We start from the raw sequence: 14060 nt of genomic DNA on the forward strand, positions 1-14060 counted from the left end.
AAATCAGTGAGTGAAAGACTATTTATCCGATTAGGGCAAACCGCCGAGCAATCATGCTCTTGGCTCGTTTGGTCTGAGCAGGAACAAGAAATTATAGGTTCTGGCGAACTTAGTAACGCCAGTGCACTATCGACTCTTACTGAAAGAGCGGGTAATCGCGGTGTAGACGTATTAGTACCAGCATCAAGCATTACGCTAACCGAAGTCGATCTACCAGAAAAAAGCCAACGCCAAGCAATTAAAGCGCTGCCATTTATGCTGGAAGAAAATTTAGCGCAAAATGTTGATGAGCTGCATTTTGTGACTGGCCCACGTAATGGCGATGCCTTAAGTATTGCTGTGGTTGCACATGAGCAGATGCAAATGTGGATCGAGTGGCTTAGCGATGCAGGGCTTAAAGCTAAGTGTATTGTTCCTGATTGTTTAGCGCTGCCGCTGGCTGAGTGCGATTGGGCCGCTATGCGCTTTGGCAATGAAGTATTATTGCGAACGGGAGCGGGCAACGGTGTGAGCTTAAGCCAAGGCTGGCTGGATATGGCACTGCCGCAGTTGCTGCCAACAACTGGCACGCAAACAACCGTTGCTGGCTATACCGAACTGCAGCTTACAGGCACTGACGTTAAAGTTCAGCCGCTTGATTTGCCGATGCTGGTTTTAGCTAAAGGCATACTCAATGCGCCAATGAATTTATTGTCGGGTGTTTATAAGCCAAAGAAAGAATACGGTAAGCACTTACTATTATGGCGTAATGCAGCTATTGCATTTGCTGTTGTGGTGGTATTGGCCTTGGTCAATAAAGGCTTAAACATTCACCAAATGAATACTGCTGCTGATGAAATAAAAGCGCAAAGCGAGCAAATTTATAAGCAGGTTGTACCGGGTAGCTCACGGGTGGTTAACCTACGCTCACAAATGGGCAGTTATGTGCGCACCTTGCAAGGTGGCGGCAGTGGTAGTGAGTTCTTTGTCATGCTTAGCGGCATGCAAGAAGCCTTTGCACAAGTGCCTGCACTTAAGCCAACGACGCTGCGTTTTGACAGCAATCGTAGTGAGATTCGTATGCAAGTAACGGCTAAAAACTACGAGCAAATTGAAAAGTTTAAAGAGATCATTGCGAGTTCTTATCAGCTGACTGGCGGTGCCATGAATAGCGGTGAGTCAGAAGTCACCAGCACCTTAACCATAAGGAGCAAATAAGATGGAAAACTTTAAAGCTTGGTGGAACGGCTTAGTTTTGCGTGAAAAGCAGATGGTGTCTGCCTGTGGTGTGGTGTTAGTTATTGGTATTTTGTATTGGGGTGTTTGGACACCAATTGCCAATGCTGAAGCTGAAGCGCAGCGTAATCTTGAAGGTCAGCAAAGCACGCTGAACTACGTTAAGCAAACCGCCAACCGTATTGCAGGCCTAAAGCAAAGTGGTAGCAGTAATGCGTTTAGAGGCAGTTTGAGCGCTGCAGTTAACCAAACAGCAGGTGCATTTGGGCTCGAGATTACCCGTATGCAACCTCAAGGCAATAAAATTCAAGTATGGATGGACGAAGTGCCATTCGATACGTTGCTGAACTATCTTAACGAGCTGGTGCAAAATAAAGGCTTGTCATTAGAGAGTTTAGACTTAGCTGAATCAGATACTCCTGGTTACGTTAATGTGCGTCGTATTCAGCTGTCGAAATAAGGTGTTGTGGTGAAATTAGCAAAAAAGATAGCGTTAGGCTTTTTAATCTACTTAGTATTTTTAGTGGTGTTGTTTCCGGCAAGTATGGCGGTAAAGCTGGCTCCATTGCCAAGTAATGTCACAATTAGTGGTGTATCCGGTACTATTTGGGCAGGTAGCATTGATATGCTTAGCGTACAAAAACGCCAAGTCGAAATGATTACTTGGGATCTAAATGTACTGTCGCTGTTAACTGGCACGGTTAAAGCTGATGTAGTGATTGGTAGCCGTGCTAGTGCGGTTAATGGTAAAGGTACTATCGCATATTCAATGTCGGGGCTCGATGCCTCAGGCTTAAGATTTGAAGCGCCAAGTAGCTTTTTGTTAGGACGTACTAACTTACCTTTTAGAACCAAAATCAATGGCGATTTAAGTGTGCTAGTTGATACGTTTGAGCAAGGTTTACCTTGGTGTGAGCAGTTATCTGGTAAGTTGTTTTTAAACCAAGTGAATGTCACTAACCAGTTTGGTAAATACCCACTGGGTGATATTGCGCTAGGCCTAGCATGTCTTGATGGCAAAGTAGAATTGACCACAGATGAGAAGTTAAATGGCTTAGGTTTGGATGGAACAATTGTTCTGGCGGATCAAAAAATGGTGCAAGTTAACGCCAAAATCCGCGAAGTGAACACTCAGCCGGATGACTTGAAAAAGGCGCTATCTTTCTTAGGTAAAAAGGATAGCCAAGGTTATTATCCGATAACTTATCAAGGCCGATTACCTATCTAGTTAGAGCATTTTTGATAGAGTTTACAAAGGCGCTGATATAGCGCCTTTTCTGTTGCTGATGCTCTACTTTTGCTGCAGCAGCTCGTCAAGCAAGTGGTGATAATCTTCAATAGCAGGAAAGTCATCAAACACCTTATTTGGCTTTTGACTATCTGGGTTTGCTATCCCCAGCTGGTAACCTACGCCTGCAAGTTTAGCTGCATGCAAAATAGCTTCATTGTCATCGATAAACAGGCAGCGACTTGGCTCAAGATTAAAACGCTCAAATAGCTCTCGCCAAAATTCTGGATGCTCTTTTGGGTAACCCGTTTCATGGCTGGAGATCATCGCATCGAGGCCTAAGGCTAAATCGGTATGTTCTAGTTTCAATCCTAGGTTTTTAGGGTGAGCATTGGTGACCAAGATGCGAGATTTACCCGCACGCTGCAAAGCCTCAAGAAACGGCATACTGTCTTGGCGCATTTGAATGCGTTCAGCTAGCGTGCGGTGCAGCGCCATGATATCCAGCCCCATCTGCTGCTCCCAATACTCTAAGCAATACCAGTTAAGGGTGCCTGCCACACTGGTATAGCATGCTTCAACCCAATCACTCGCCTCTTGTAATGAGATATTGCGTTGTTTGCTGAGTACTTTAGGGATCAACTGCACCCAAAAATGATTATCGAAATGCAGGTCTAAAAGCGTACCATCCATATCGAGCAAAACGGTGTCAATTTCTGTCCATGGAAACATAGTTAGCTGATCCTAGAAAATTCATGTTGTAGATTGGGTGAACAATAGTAAGATTATACTGAATTAAATGACAAGTCGGCAGCGGCACTGGGATGTGTATGACTAAAAAAAATCAGAAACCGGAAATTTTGCACGCTGAAGTCGTTGCACAAAGCCGACTGTTTCAAATTGAACAAGTGCACCTAAGATTTTCTAACCAAGTAGAACGCCAATATGAGCGTATGAAAGGCAATAATCGTGGTGCGGTGATGGTGGTGCCTGTGCTTAATGGCAATCAACTCTTGCTTGGGCGAGAATATGCTGCAGGTACTCATAGCTATGAGCTGGGCTTTCCCAAAGGGCTAATCGATCCGGGTGAAGAAGCCCATGAAGCGGCTAATCGAGAGCTTCAAGAAGAGATTGGTTACGGCGCTAAAAAGCTAACTCATTTAATGGAGCTAAGCTTAGCACCGGGTTATTTTGCCAGTAAAATGCAGATTTTTATTGCTGAAGATCTTTATGAAAGTCGTTTAGAAGGCGACGAGCCAGAGCCGATTGATATGGTGACTTGGCCGCTAGCAAATTGGCAAGATTTGTTGAATGAAGAAGATTTTTCCGAATCTCGTAGTGTAAGTGCTTTATTTTTAGCGCAAAAACATCTACAACTAAGTTAGTCAAATCGACGTAGGTCATGGGTATTAGGCTGTTGGAGTAGTTATGAAGCCAGAGAATTATGTAGATCAAGTCATTGAAATTGCCACGCTTGCAGGTAAAAAGATCCGTGATATTTACCAAAAAGGTGAATTTGAGCGTGAGATAAAGTCTGACAATACACCGGTGACCTCTGCAGATCTCGCTGCCCATGAAATTATTACCCGCGCCCTAACAGAGTTGACGCCAGACATTCCTGTTCTTTCAGAAGAAGATGCTGACATCCCCTTTGCGGACCGCTGTGACTGGCAACGCTATTGGTTAGTGGATCCACTCGATGGTACCGGTGAGTTTATCGCTGGCAGCGGTGACTTCTCAGTGATTATCGCGTTAGTAGAACATAATCGCCCGATTATGGGCGTAGTATATGCACCGATGACTGAAGTTTGTTATTACGGCATTGCAGGATTAGGTTCCTACAAGCGTAAAGACGGCGTCGAAGTGCGCATTAGTAGTAAACAGCTAACCAATGACTCAGATTCACTGCGCTTAGCAGTCAGTCGCCGCCAAGATCCTAAGTCAGTGATTAAACTCTTCAATCAAGATAAACACTGTGAATTAGTGGTACTAGGCGGCGCAGCGTTAAAGAGTTGCCTAATTGCAGAAGGTCGCGCTGACTGCTACGTACGTATTGGCCCAACAGGTGAGTGGGACACAGGCGCTGCGCAAATTATTGTTGAAGAGGCGGGTGGTCAAATCATGGATCTTAATCTGCAGCCATTAACTTATAATGAGCGTGAGTCTTTAGAAAACCCTAACTTTATCGTGGTGGGATCTCCTGCTTTAGAATGGGATCAAATCTTAATCAATGAATGATGCGGTTGAGTTTTGCCTTGCGACTAAATCAGACCTAATCGCAATTGATGCCCTCGAACAGCAATGTTTTGCTGGGCATAGCTACCCTGATTTTTTCTTTAGACAAGCATTAGATTGCTGGCCTAATGGCTTTTTGATCGCTAAAGAAAGCCAAGGCTCTGTGCTCGGCTATCTGTTGGCATCGACGAGTGCAGAAATTGATACCAACTGGGTCTTATCCGTTGCTGTCGCCGATACTGCTCGTGGTCAGGGCATTGGCGGGCAGCTAATCTCACGACTGATCAGCACCTTGCCGGCCGAGGTTAACTATTTGCAGCTAACCGTTGCACCAGACAATCCAGCTAAAGCGCTATATGCTCGCCATGGTTTTATTGAGCATGGCTTTGAGGCTGACTACTTTGGTAAAGGTGAGCCAAGGTTATTGATGCGCTTTGCGAAAGCGGAGCACACCTAACACTGATGTTATTGAGCCGGCGCTTCTTACCTTATTTTGTCACTCAATGCCTTGGCGCATTGAACGATAATGTATTTAAGAATGTGCTGCTGCTCTTAGTCGCTTACTCCCAAGTCGATGAGTTACCTATAGATGTAAACCTGTTTGTTAACTTGGCGGCGGGTTTATTTATCCTACCTTTCTTACTGTTTTCCGCCCACGCTGGCCAGGTTGCTGACTATGTCGATAAATCCGCACTAATCCGCAGATTAAAACTACTAGAGTTAGTGATCATGTCGTTCGCGGTATTTGCGATTGTTAGTCACAGCTACATGGTGATGTTGTTACTGTTATTTTTAATGGGCGTACAGTCGGCATACTTTGGACCGGTAAAGTATTCTTTGTTGCCAAGAGTGCTGGATAACAGTGAACTCGTGTCGGGTAATGCCTGGGTTGAGATGGGAACCTTTCTCGCAATCTTAGCGGGAACGATTTCTGCCGGGTTGATTGTCGCCAGTAACAATGCGACGGATTGGGCGGCAGCCAGTGTATTTATCTTGGCTTTGATTGGGGTGTTTACAAGCAGGTTTATCCCAAGCATTCCGGCCCACTCTACGCAAAAGCCGCACTTTTCTATTGTTAGCGCAACACTTGCCAATATTAACAAGGCACGTCGCACTCCGGGTATTTGGGTGGCGATTTTAGCCATTAGTTGGTTTTGGTTTGTCGGTGCAACCTATCTGACTCAATTTCCTAATTTTGCGCGTATTACGCTACACGCTGACCCAACAGTGGTGTCTTTGTTATTGTTGCTATTTTCGGTGGGTATCGCAGTCGGATCTTTTATGTGTGAACGCTTGTCATGCAAAAGGGTTGAGTTGGGCATTATGCCGTTAGGCTTGGTCTTACTGGCAGGGTTTGGTATCGACCTATACTTTGCATTGCCCGCTAAACCGCAAATGGATGTTTTGTATCACTTGCAAAGTTTTGTAGCAGAGGCGAGCCATTATCGGCTTATGGTTGATTTGTTTATGATAGGCGTTGGCGGCGGCTTATTCATCGTACCGCTGTACACGTATATTCAAGCTCGGGCGAAAGACGGTGAGTGCGCGCAAGCAATCGCTAGCAATAATATTATTAATGCGTTGTTTATGGTGAGCTCAGCGTTGTTTGCCATGTTCACGCTAAATGTATTGCAGTGGCAAATTGAGCAACTATTCTTGGTTTTGGCCGTCACTAATCTGCTGGTGCTAGGCTTATTGTTTTTTACTTGGTCTGAATTACCCTTGAGCGTGAGTAGTTATTATCATCGTCGCATAAGGCGCTATGTTGAGCTGGATGATCTTAATGGCTTACATCGTCAGCCTAAATTAATTGTCGTGGTCGACAATCTCGCTGGGCGTGATTTAGCGGTGATCTATGGCTGTTTTAATCATCCTATGCACTTTAGTCAGCAGCTAGTTAACTCCTTACCTGACAAGAGTGGCGTACTGAGTCGAGGGCGCCTATGTTGGCAGTTATCAGGCAATCAAGACGATATGGATGTCGATAGCGTTATTTGTGTTAAATATACGGAGCTTGAACCGATCCGCTCGGGCGGGTATTTGTTGGATTATCAATATGTGCAACTGACGTTCGAGCACAGTTATCATCGCAAACTGCGGATAAAATTAAGCCCACTAACAGCCTAGACTACTCGAAGTGATAGTCTGCCAGTGAGCGTGCTTTTTATAAATTATCGAGCCATTGGTGCATTGCCTGATGATCACCTTTAAAGATAATTCGTTCGGCCTTTTTATCAATTTGGTATTGATACATTGGGTCGTAGTATTTGACCAATAGCAACTCAATCCATTCTAAGTGTGCGGTGGTATCATTTTGGCTTTGCTGGATAGCTAAGGCGTTAGTGATAATAGCTTGAAACTCATCATGCTGCTTATTGCCAAGGCGCTTTTTAATTCCTGTAATACTTTGGGCTAGGTATTCTGCAAAAGCGGTAAATCCTTGCTCTTCGCCTAATCTCTGAATATAACCACTATGCATCTTGTGTACATATTCGTTTAACAGGCGCGCTAAGCGAGCGTCTAACGACTCTTCTAATACCAATACATTGGCAGTCTGCATACCAGCATAAAATGCTTGAGGCAGGGCTGAGCGGCCAATTAGGTAGCTTTCATCTTCGAGTAACAGATGTTTTGCATCGCTGTCTTGGTGTTTTAGTAGTGCTACTGCTAACGCGTTTTCAAAGTTGATCTGGCTAGGTTGCCCTTCATGGTAACGACCAAAGCTTGAGCCTCTATGGTGGGCGATGCCCTCAAGATCGACGGCTTCTTTTCGCTTGAGTAAGAAGTCCGTTTTACCACTGCCAGTAATGCCGCTTAAAATGAGCATTGGTTTAACTTGTGGCGCATTATCAATAGTTTCAATCAGAAACTGACGCATGGCTTTGTAGCCGCCTTCGATAAAAGGAATATCTAAGCCAGCTTCTTTAATCCATTGCTGAGTTAACTGAGAGCGCAAACCACCGCGAAAGCAATAAATGTAGCCGTGGGGATTGTCGTTAAAGAACTTAATCCAGGCTGCAACTCTTTGCTGCTTCACATCACCATGAACCAGAGAATGGCCTAACTCGATTGCCGCTTGTTGGCCTTGCTCTTTATAGCAAGTGCCCACTAAGCGGCGTTCTTCGTCTTCCATTAAAGGGTGATTCACGCTGGCTGGAAAGGCGCCTTTTTCAAACTCTACCGGTGCGCGCGCATCCATGATGGGATGATCACTAACGAGTATGCGGCGATATTCGCTGGCACGCACTTTATTGAGTGACATTAAATCAGCTCCACGGTTTTACCCGCATTATTTTCAATTAGCTGACCAATACAAATAGGCTCAATGCCGTTTTCTGCGAGTAGAGCAGTTAGTGCAGCTTTGCCTTCTTCGGCAACTGCAATAAGCAATCCGCCGCTGGTTTGTGGGTCGCAAATAATCGCTTTTTGTTCGTCGGTCAGCGTTGGTAGATGTTCACCATAGCTATCGAAGTTTCTATGAGTGCCACCAGGGATACAACCTAGCTCTAGGTAGTGACGTGCGTTTGGTAGCAACGGCAATAAACTCACATCAATCTTGGCGTTAAGGTCTGCGCCGTGACACATCTCAAGTAAGTGTCCCGCAAGGCCGAAGCCTGTTACGTCAGTTAGTGCGTTAACTTGAGGGATTTTAGCGATTTTAGGTCCAAGTATATTAAGCTGGCACATAGCTTCGGCTGCCGTATTTAGATCTGCATCGGCAAGTTTCTTTTGCTTTTGCGCTGTGGTTAAAATACCAATTCCTAGCGGCTTAGTCAGGTACAGCTTATCGCCGGCTTTAGCGGTATCGTTTTGCTTGAGCTCTTCTAATGGAATTTGTCCGGTTACAGCTAAACCAAAGATAGGTTCTGGCGAATCAATACTGTGACCACCGGCTAGCATAATACCTGCGTCAGCACAGGCTTTACGGCCACCATCAACTACTTTTTGAGCCACTTCTGCAGGCAGTTTATTCACCGGCCAACCTAAAATGGCAATCGCCATCATAGGTGTGCCGCCCATAGCGTAGATATCGCTGATGGCATTGGTCGCTGCAATGCGGCCAAAGGTAAATGGGTCGTCGACGATTGGCATAAAGAAGTCGGTAGTGCTGATAATGCCTGTGGTGTCGTTAAGTTTATAAACTGCAGCATCATCACGTGTCTGGTTACCTACCAGTAAATTAGGGTCATCAAAAACAGGTAGTTGAGTGGCAAGAATAGTCCCCAATACTTTTGGTGATATTTTGCAACCACAGCCGGCGCCGTGGCTATATTCGGTAAGTTTGATTTCTGAATTTGACATGAGCTTAAATCGCCCTAAAAAGGTAAGTAGCCGATCATAATAGACCCATAACTCGGCGACTTCAATCGGCCTCAAGTACAAGTTGAGACCTGAGCCAGATTGCATTGCGCTATTTTTGTCTGAATTGGTAAATCATGACCCAATAAACAAAAAAGCCGCTGTAATAGCGGCTTTGGTTTATGTAGAGGTTAACTGAAACTGGCGGTTAAGCTATGCCAATTTTTTTGTTGCTGCTTGAAGCGCAACTTTAACTCTTTTACTTGGCTTAATAGGTGTTTATCTGCCAACTGTTGACGCTTGGCTTCGAGCAATGCTTTTTTAGCTGCGTAATATTCAGCAAGGTGCGTTTTTAGTGTTTCATACTCAGCTTGCAGCTTTTCAATTAGCTCTTCACTATTTGGTAAGTGTGCCACCTTATTCTGGGTGCGTTTCAGCTGCATTTGCAGGCGTGCATGTTCAATTCTTTCTTGCGGCACCACGCGGCGGCTACCTGCTAAGCCTACCAATGCTAAGCTATCAATTAGCCACTTAGTTGGGTCGTACTGCCACCAATGAATACCGTTACGGTAGTCATTTTCAAAAATATGATGGTAGTTGTGATAACCCTCGCCATAGGTTAACAGCGCCAAGAAGCCATTATCGCGAGCGGTATTTTTATCTGTATACGGCTGTGAGCCCCAGATATGCGCTAAAGAGTTAATAAAGAAGGTACAGTGATGCACAACGACTAAACGCAACAGTCCAGCTAACAGTAGCATGCCGAGAATGTCACCATTAAGCCATCCTAATAGTATCGGTAGACCAAAGTTCATGATCAGTAGTAGTGGCAGATAGTATTTGTGTTGCCACATCACAATTTTATCATTCTGTAGATCACGGACGTTTTTGTAATCATGGTAACGCTGTGACTGATATTCACGTAGCATCCAGCCGATATGGCTGTACCAAAATCCCATCTTGGCAGAGTAAGGATCTTTGTCGTTATTATCGACATGCTTATGGTGCACTCGATGATCAGAAGACCAGTGCAAGGCGCTATTTTGCAGGGCGAGCGCACCACCTAGAGCATATAAAAATCGGATTGAAGCGTGGGCTTTGTAGGTGCGATGAGACCAGAGTCTATGGTAGCCGCCAGTGATTGATAAGCCACTAGCAAAAGCTAATACGACAAATGCTATCCATTCGATAGCTTCGAATCCATGAGCAATGCCGTACCAAGGTACAAAAATTACAGCACAGGCAAATGTGATGGTAAACAGACTCACATTCATCCAGATGATTGGAGGTTTTTTCATTATTGTTCTATCTCTCTTTGAGCGTACATCTGTACGCTAATTTAGCGTGGATAGTGATCTCGGTCAAGTTTGTTGATGCTGCGTTTTGTGTAAAAAAGCGTTATTATTCGAAGCATAATCAATGTAAGTAGGTTCAACATGGGCATTAGAGCACAACAAAAAGAGAAAACGCGGCGGGCACTTGTCGATGCGGCATTTAGTCAATTAAGTGCTGAACGTAGCTTTTCTAGCCTGAGTTTGCGTGAAGTTGCACGTGAAGCGAATATTGCTCCCACCTCTTTTTATCGCCACTTTAAAGATATGAATGAACTGGGTTTAACCATGGTTGATGAAGGTGGTTTAACCCTTAGGCAGATGATGCGTAAAGGGCGTCAACGTGCCGAAGCTGGCGGTAGTGTGATTCGTATTTCTGTTGAAACCTTTATGGAAGTGCTTGAATCGAACCCAAACGTATTTCGTATTCTGTTGCATGAACGTTCAGGAACGTCAGCACCTTTTAGAGGCGCTGTGGCTCGGGAAATCGAGCATTTTATTTCTGAATTGGCGCATTATACAGAGGCAACCGCTAATCGTTCACCTGAGTTAGCCCATGCGCAAGCAGAGGCGTTAGTGACTTTGGTGTTTAACGCTGGTGCCGCCGCATTAGATATGAAGCGTGCAGACCGTAAAATTCTGGCTGATCGTTTAGTGATTCAGTTGCATATGATTGCTAAAGGCGCAGAGGCCTTACAGCATAAAAAAGAACAGAAGTAGTCTGTAAATGACTTAACCAAAAACGGCATCCTTAGGATGCCGTTTTTGGTTACTGCTAATGGTGTGGTGATCTATTTCTTTTCAAGAAATACACCTGACTCCATATGGTCGGTATAAGGGAACTGATCAAACAATGCAAAACGAGTGATGTTATGGGTTTTGCTCAGTTCGTTTAAGTTATCAAGCAAAGTATGCGGGTTACATGAGATATAAACGATACGCTCATAGCCTTGTACTAACTTAACGGTATCTGCATCTAAACCTGCACGTGGAGGATCCACGAAAATGGTATTGCAGTTATAGCTATCTAAATCGATGCCTTCTAAGCGTCTAAAGCTACGCTTCTTAGCCATCGCTTCAGTGAAGTCTTCGGCAGACATACGGATGATCTGCAAGTTCTCAACTTGGTTTACTTTAATATTGTACTGAGCAGACTCAACCGATGGCTTAGCAAGTTCAGTTGCCAATACACGGTCAAAGTTTTGTGCTAACGCGATAGAGAAGTTGCCGTTACCGCAGTAAAGCTCTAATAAGTCGCCGGTACTGTTCTTAGTAACATCAATTGCCCACTCAAGCATTTTTACTGACACTTTACCGTTAGGCTGAGTGAAGCTGTTTTCAATTTGATGGTACTGTAACTGCTTTCCTGCAACATTGAGTGACTCAACAACGAAGTCTTTATCAAAGATGATTTTCTGCTTACGGGCGCGGCCAATCAAGTTAACGTTAAACTGAGTACTAAGTGTTTGCTTTAGAATTTTAGCCTGCTGTTCCCATTCGCTATCAAGCTGCTTGTGGTAAAGCAGTGATACTAAGATTTCACCACTTAAGGTAGACAAAAAATCAATTTGGAATAAACGGTGGCGTAAAATGGTGTTTGGTTTTAGTAGTTCAACTAAAGCAGGCATCATTTTATTAATTAATTCGCTAGCAGGTAGGAATTGATCGCAACGCACTTTACTGTTGAGTTCTTTATCGAACATATAATAGTAAAGATCTTCGCCTTCATGCCAAACACGAAATTCAGCACGCATACGGTAATTAGCAGGCTCTGAGCTAAATGTTTCAAGCTCTGGAGTGTCAAAATCAGCAAATAACTGAGTTAACTTGACGCGCTTCGCTTCGAGCTGCACATCATAGGTTGTAGGATCCATTGCTGCTAAATTCATATTTTGATCACCGTAGGCATTAAATTAGGGGCGGAATATTATACTAGATAGCTGGGATGTCCAGTTTCTAGCTTCCGATTTTACCTAGCTTGTGGGAAAATTCTAAAGCAATATAGTTAATCTTGCTGCTTGTCGCTATGTTTAAGCAGCTCAACTCACACAAACTCATCTGTTTTTAGCTTATCGTGGAGAATACTTTTGTCGGGACCTATTCTAATTTTTGATTCGGGCATTGGTGGTTTATCCATATTCGATGAAATAAGAACAGCACTGCCAGACCAAAGTTATTGCTATCTATTCGACAATGCACGTTTGCCCTATGGTGAGCTAGAAGAGTCAGTATTAATTGCAGGTTGTGTCGAGCTTATCTGTGAGCAAGTCGCACGGATCAATGCCAGTATGGTCGTTGTTGCCTGTAATTCTGCCAGTACTTTAGTATTGCCAGCATTAAGATCGCAACTCTCTATTCCTATTGTCGGTGTGGTACCAGCAATAAAACCTGCGGCGCAATTATCAAAAGCACGCCATATAGGATTGCTAGCAACACCGGGCACAATAAAACGCTCTTACACTAGAGAGCTGATTGAGCAATTCGCTGAAGGTTGTAAGGTTGATCTGTTTGGTTCTTCGGAGTTAGTGATGCTAGCTGAAGGCAAACTCGCAGGTGAAGAGATAGATCTCGTAAAGCTGGCTGAGCAACTAAAACCAATTCAACTAACCAATTTGGATACATTAGTGCTTGGTTGTACTCACTTTCCAATCGTTGCTAAAGAAATCCAGCAAGTATTAGGGCTGGGCGTTACATTATTAGATTCAGGTAAAGCGGTTGCGCAGCGAGTGTGCTTTTTGTTGGACCAACTAGGAAGTACAGCAAGAACTCAGCAACAAAAGCATTGGTCAGCTGTTTATACTACAGAGGGGATTAATGAGGGGTTAACAACCCGACTAGCTGAAAAAGGCTTCACTACTATAGTGTCACGCTCTTCAGCTAATCAAGGTTAGCTATATACCACTATTATGCGTTGTCACTTTTATCTGAATCTTGAGACTTAGCTTCACGCACTTTTAATGTTCTTTCTTGGAAGTCGAATTCATTCAGTTTTGCCATCGCTTTTTTAGCGCCAGCTTCTGACATCTCAATAAATCCAAATCCCTTACGACGACCAGTCTTACGATCACGAACCAAACGTACAGAGTTAACTGGACCGAACTCACCAAATAGCGCTTTAACTTCGCCTTCGTGTACACGATAAGGAAGATTACCTACATATAGTGTCATAGTTGGACCACTATATGGTTCATTGCTGCTTGCTGTAGAAGCAGTTGCTTTAGATTGAAGAGAAAAAATAACGCTCGCGATAATAGCACCAGTAAAGAAAGCAATGGCGCCGTTTAGATCCGGTGCGATTTGAAAAATAGCGAGTGCACCTATAATGGCTACGGCCAAGACGATCAAGAATGACTTCTGCATAAATATAATCTCTAAAGAATAAATGAATTGATAACTAACTGTTAATAACCTGCCATATGGTAATGAATTATTAGCCAATAGACTAGTGTGTTGCTGAAAAAATGAACTTTATCTATAACCTAGCACAAAACTGCTGCAGATTTAGTCATAAAAAGTAGGATAAATAAGCTAAAAATGGGGTGCTGTAGAAAACTTCAGCAGGCGAACATTTATTTGATAAAAAGCGCTTGCGCTCTTTTCGAATCTCCCTATAATGCGACCCCACTGACACGGTGAAGCAGGCAACTAGCCAGCGCACAGCGTTAGAGAGATTAACTTCTACGGAAATTAGCCTCAGGTGACAATCGCTTTAAGAGCTTCGAATGATGGTTGTTTACACGAGAGTGAACAAA

At 44.0% G+C, this 14060-nt stretch carries 15 protein-coding genes; 9 read left to right on the forward strand and 6 right to left on the reverse strand.

Annotation, left to right across the window (positions count from 1 at the left end; translation table 11 throughout):
- Nucleotides 1-6 precede the first annotated feature (6 nt).
- The 3 genes from gspL to L2748_RS15330 are packed head-to-tail and all read left to right on the forward strand — an operon-like array spanning nucleotide 7 to nucleotide 2443.
- Nucleotides 7-1197 carry a type II secretion system protein GspL gene (gspL, locus tag L2748_RS15320; RefSeq protein ID WP_220780949.1) on the forward strand — a complete coding sequence of 397 codons (1191 nt, stop codon included), beginning with the start codon at nucleotides 7-9 and terminating at the stop codon, nucleotides 1195-1197.
- Nucleotide 1198: 1 nt separating this feature from the next.
- Nucleotides 1199-1675: a type II secretion system protein M gene (locus L2748_RS15325; RefSeq protein ID WP_220780950.1), complete on the forward strand. Its 477-nt coding sequence runs from the start codon at nucleotides 1199-1201 to the stop codon at nucleotides 1673-1675.
- 9 nt (nucleotides 1676-1684) lie between these two features.
- On the forward strand, nucleotides 1685-2443 hold the full coding sequence (locus L2748_RS15330; protein ID WP_220780951.1) for a type II secretion system protein N: 759 nt from the start codon (nucleotides 1685-1687) through the stop codon (nucleotides 2441-2443).
- Between the two features lie 63 nt (nucleotides 2444-2506).
- Here L2748_RS15330 and yrfG read toward each other — a convergent pair whose 3' ends face one another.
- Nucleotides 2507-3175: a GMP/IMP nucleotidase gene (gene yrfG / locus L2748_RS15335; protein WP_220780952.1), complete on the reverse strand. Its 669-nt coding sequence runs from the start codon at nucleotides 3173-3175 to the stop codon at nucleotides 2507-2509.
- Between the two features lie 98 nt (nucleotides 3176-3273).
- On the opposite strand from yrfG, the gene nudE reads away from it, so the two are divergent.
- From nudE to L2748_RS15355, 4 genes are read left to right on the forward strand one after another with little or no spacing between them, the layout of a single operon-like run.
- The gene (nudE, locus tag L2748_RS15340) at nucleotides 3274-3828 is read left to right on the forward strand and encodes an ADP compounds hydrolase NudE (RefSeq protein ID WP_220780953.1); all 555 of its coding nucleotides are present in this window, start codon (nucleotides 3274-3276) and stop codon (nucleotides 3826-3828) included.
- 43 nt (nucleotides 3829-3871) lie between these two features.
- Nucleotides 3872-4681, forward strand: a complete 810-nt coding sequence (cysQ, locus tag L2748_RS15345; RefSeq protein ID WP_220780954.1) for a 3'(2'),5'-bisphosphate nucleotidase CysQ — start codon at nucleotides 3872-3874, stop codon at nucleotides 4679-4681.
- Nucleotides 4674-5135 (forward strand): GNAT family N-acetyltransferase, encoded by a 462-nt coding sequence (locus L2748_RS15350; RefSeq protein ID WP_220780955.1) that lies wholly within the window; start codon nucleotides 4674-4676, stop codon nucleotides 5133-5135. Before cysQ ends, L2748_RS15350 begins: the two co-directional genes overlap by 8 nt.
- A gap of 5 nt (nucleotides 5136-5140) precedes the next feature.
- Entirely contained in the window at nucleotides 5141-6805 is a 1665-nt protein-coding gene (locus tag L2748_RS15355; RefSeq protein ID WP_220780956.1) for an MFS transporter, read from the forward strand.
- Between the two features lie 37 nt (nucleotides 6806-6842).
- Here L2748_RS15355 and mnmH read toward each other — a convergent pair whose 3' ends face one another.
- The 3 genes from mnmH to L2748_RS15370 form a co-directional block, all read right to left on the reverse strand.
- Nucleotides 6843-7940 carry a tRNA 2-selenouridine(34) synthase MnmH gene (gene mnmH / locus L2748_RS15360; RefSeq protein ID WP_220780957.1) on the reverse strand — a complete coding sequence of 366 codons (1098 nt, stop codon included), beginning with the start codon at nucleotides 7938-7940 and terminating at the stop codon, nucleotides 6843-6845.
- Nucleotides 7940-8980, reverse strand: coding sequence for a selenide, water dikinase SelD (gene selD / locus L2748_RS15365; RefSeq protein ID WP_220780958.1), 1041 nt, complete (start codon nucleotides 8978-8980; stop codon nucleotides 7940-7942). The genes mnmH and selD overlap by 1 nt, the downstream gene beginning before the upstream one ends.
- 188 nt (nucleotides 8981-9168) lie before the next feature.
- Nucleotides 9169-10275 (reverse strand): fatty acid desaturase, encoded by a 1107-nt coding sequence (locus tag L2748_RS15370; RefSeq protein WP_220780959.1) that lies wholly within the window; start codon nucleotides 10273-10275, stop codon nucleotides 9169-9171.
- Nucleotides 10276-10413: 138 nt separating this feature from the next.
- Between L2748_RS15370 and fabR the strand changes: the two genes are divergently transcribed.
- The gene (gene fabR / locus L2748_RS15375) at nucleotides 10414-11028 is read left to right on the forward strand and encodes an HTH-type transcriptional repressor FabR (RefSeq protein ID WP_202723586.1); all 615 of its coding nucleotides are present in this window, start codon (nucleotides 10414-10416) and stop codon (nucleotides 11026-11028) included.
- Nucleotides 11029-11099: 71 nt separating this feature from the next.
- Here the strand turns inward: fabR and trmA are convergent, their stop codons facing one another.
- The gene (trmA, locus tag L2748_RS15380) at nucleotides 11100-12197 is read right to left on the reverse strand and encodes a tRNA (uridine(54)-C5)-methyltransferase TrmA (RefSeq protein WP_220780960.1); all 1098 of its coding nucleotides are present in this window, start codon (nucleotides 12195-12197) and stop codon (nucleotides 11100-11102) included.
- A gap of 198 nt (nucleotides 12198-12395) precedes the next feature.
- Between trmA and murI the strand changes: the two genes are divergently transcribed.
- A complete protein-coding gene (gene murI, locus L2748_RS15385; RefSeq protein WP_220780961.1) occupies nucleotides 12396-13199 on the forward strand; it encodes a glutamate racemase in 804 nt (267 codons plus the stop codon).
- 13 nt (nucleotides 13200-13212) lie between these two features.
- Here murI and L2748_RS15390 read toward each other — a convergent pair whose 3' ends face one another.
- Complete coding sequence (locus L2748_RS15390; protein WP_220780962.1) at nucleotides 13213-13668, reverse strand: RNA recognition motif domain-containing protein; 456 nt, start codon at nucleotides 13666-13668, stop codon at nucleotides 13213-13215.
- Nucleotides 13669-14060: the final 392 nt, after the last annotated feature.

Origin of the sequence: Shewanella sairae (genome assembly GCF_023283535.1) — a bacterium.
Taxonomy (GTDB): Bacteria; Pseudomonadota; Gammaproteobacteria; order Enterobacterales; family Shewanellaceae; genus Shewanella; species Shewanella sairae.

Coding starts and splice junctions, on each gene's coding strand:
- L2748_RS15325 (WP_220780950.1), top strand. CDS start 1,199: ATGGAAAACTTTAAAGCTTGGTGGAACGGCTTAGTTTTGCGTGAAAAG.
- yrfG (WP_220780952.1), bottom strand. CDS start 3,175: ATGTTTCCATGGACAGAAATTGACACCGTTTTGCTCGATATGGATGGT.
- nudE (WP_220780953.1), top strand. CDS start 3,274: ATGACTAAAAAAAATCAGAAACCGGAAATTTTGCACGCTGAAGTCGTT.
- cysQ (WP_220780954.1), top strand. CDS start 3,872: ATGAAGCCAGAGAATTATGTAGATCAAGTCATTGAAATTGCCACGCTT.
- L2748_RS15350 (WP_220780955.1), top strand. CDS start 4,674: ATGAATGATGCGGTTGAGTTTTGCCTTGCGACTAAATCAGACCTAATC.
- L2748_RS15355 (WP_220780956.1), top strand. CDS start 5,141: ATGTTATTGAGCCGGCGCTTCTTACCTTATTTTGTCACTCAATGCCTT.
- mnmH (WP_220780957.1), bottom strand. CDS start 7,940: ATGTCACTCAATAAAGTGCGTGCCAGCGAATATCGCCGCATACTCGTT.
- selD (WP_220780958.1), bottom strand. CDS start 8,980: ATGTCAAATTCAGAAATCAAACTTACCGAATATAGCCACGGCGCCGGC.
- L2748_RS15370 (WP_220780959.1), bottom strand. CDS start 10,275: ATGAAAAAACCTCCAATCATCTGGATGAATGTGAGTCTGTTTACCATC.
- fabR (WP_202723586.1), top strand. CDS start 10,414: ATGGGCATTAGAGCACAACAAAAAGAGAAAACGCGGCGGGCACTTGTC.
- trmA (WP_220780960.1), bottom strand. CDS start 12,197: ATGAATTTAGCAGCAATGGATCCTACAACCTATGATGTGCAGCTCGAA.
- L2748_RS15390 (WP_220780962.1), bottom strand. CDS start 13,668: ATGCAGAAGTCATTCTTGATCGTCTTGGCCGTAGCCATTATAGGTGCA.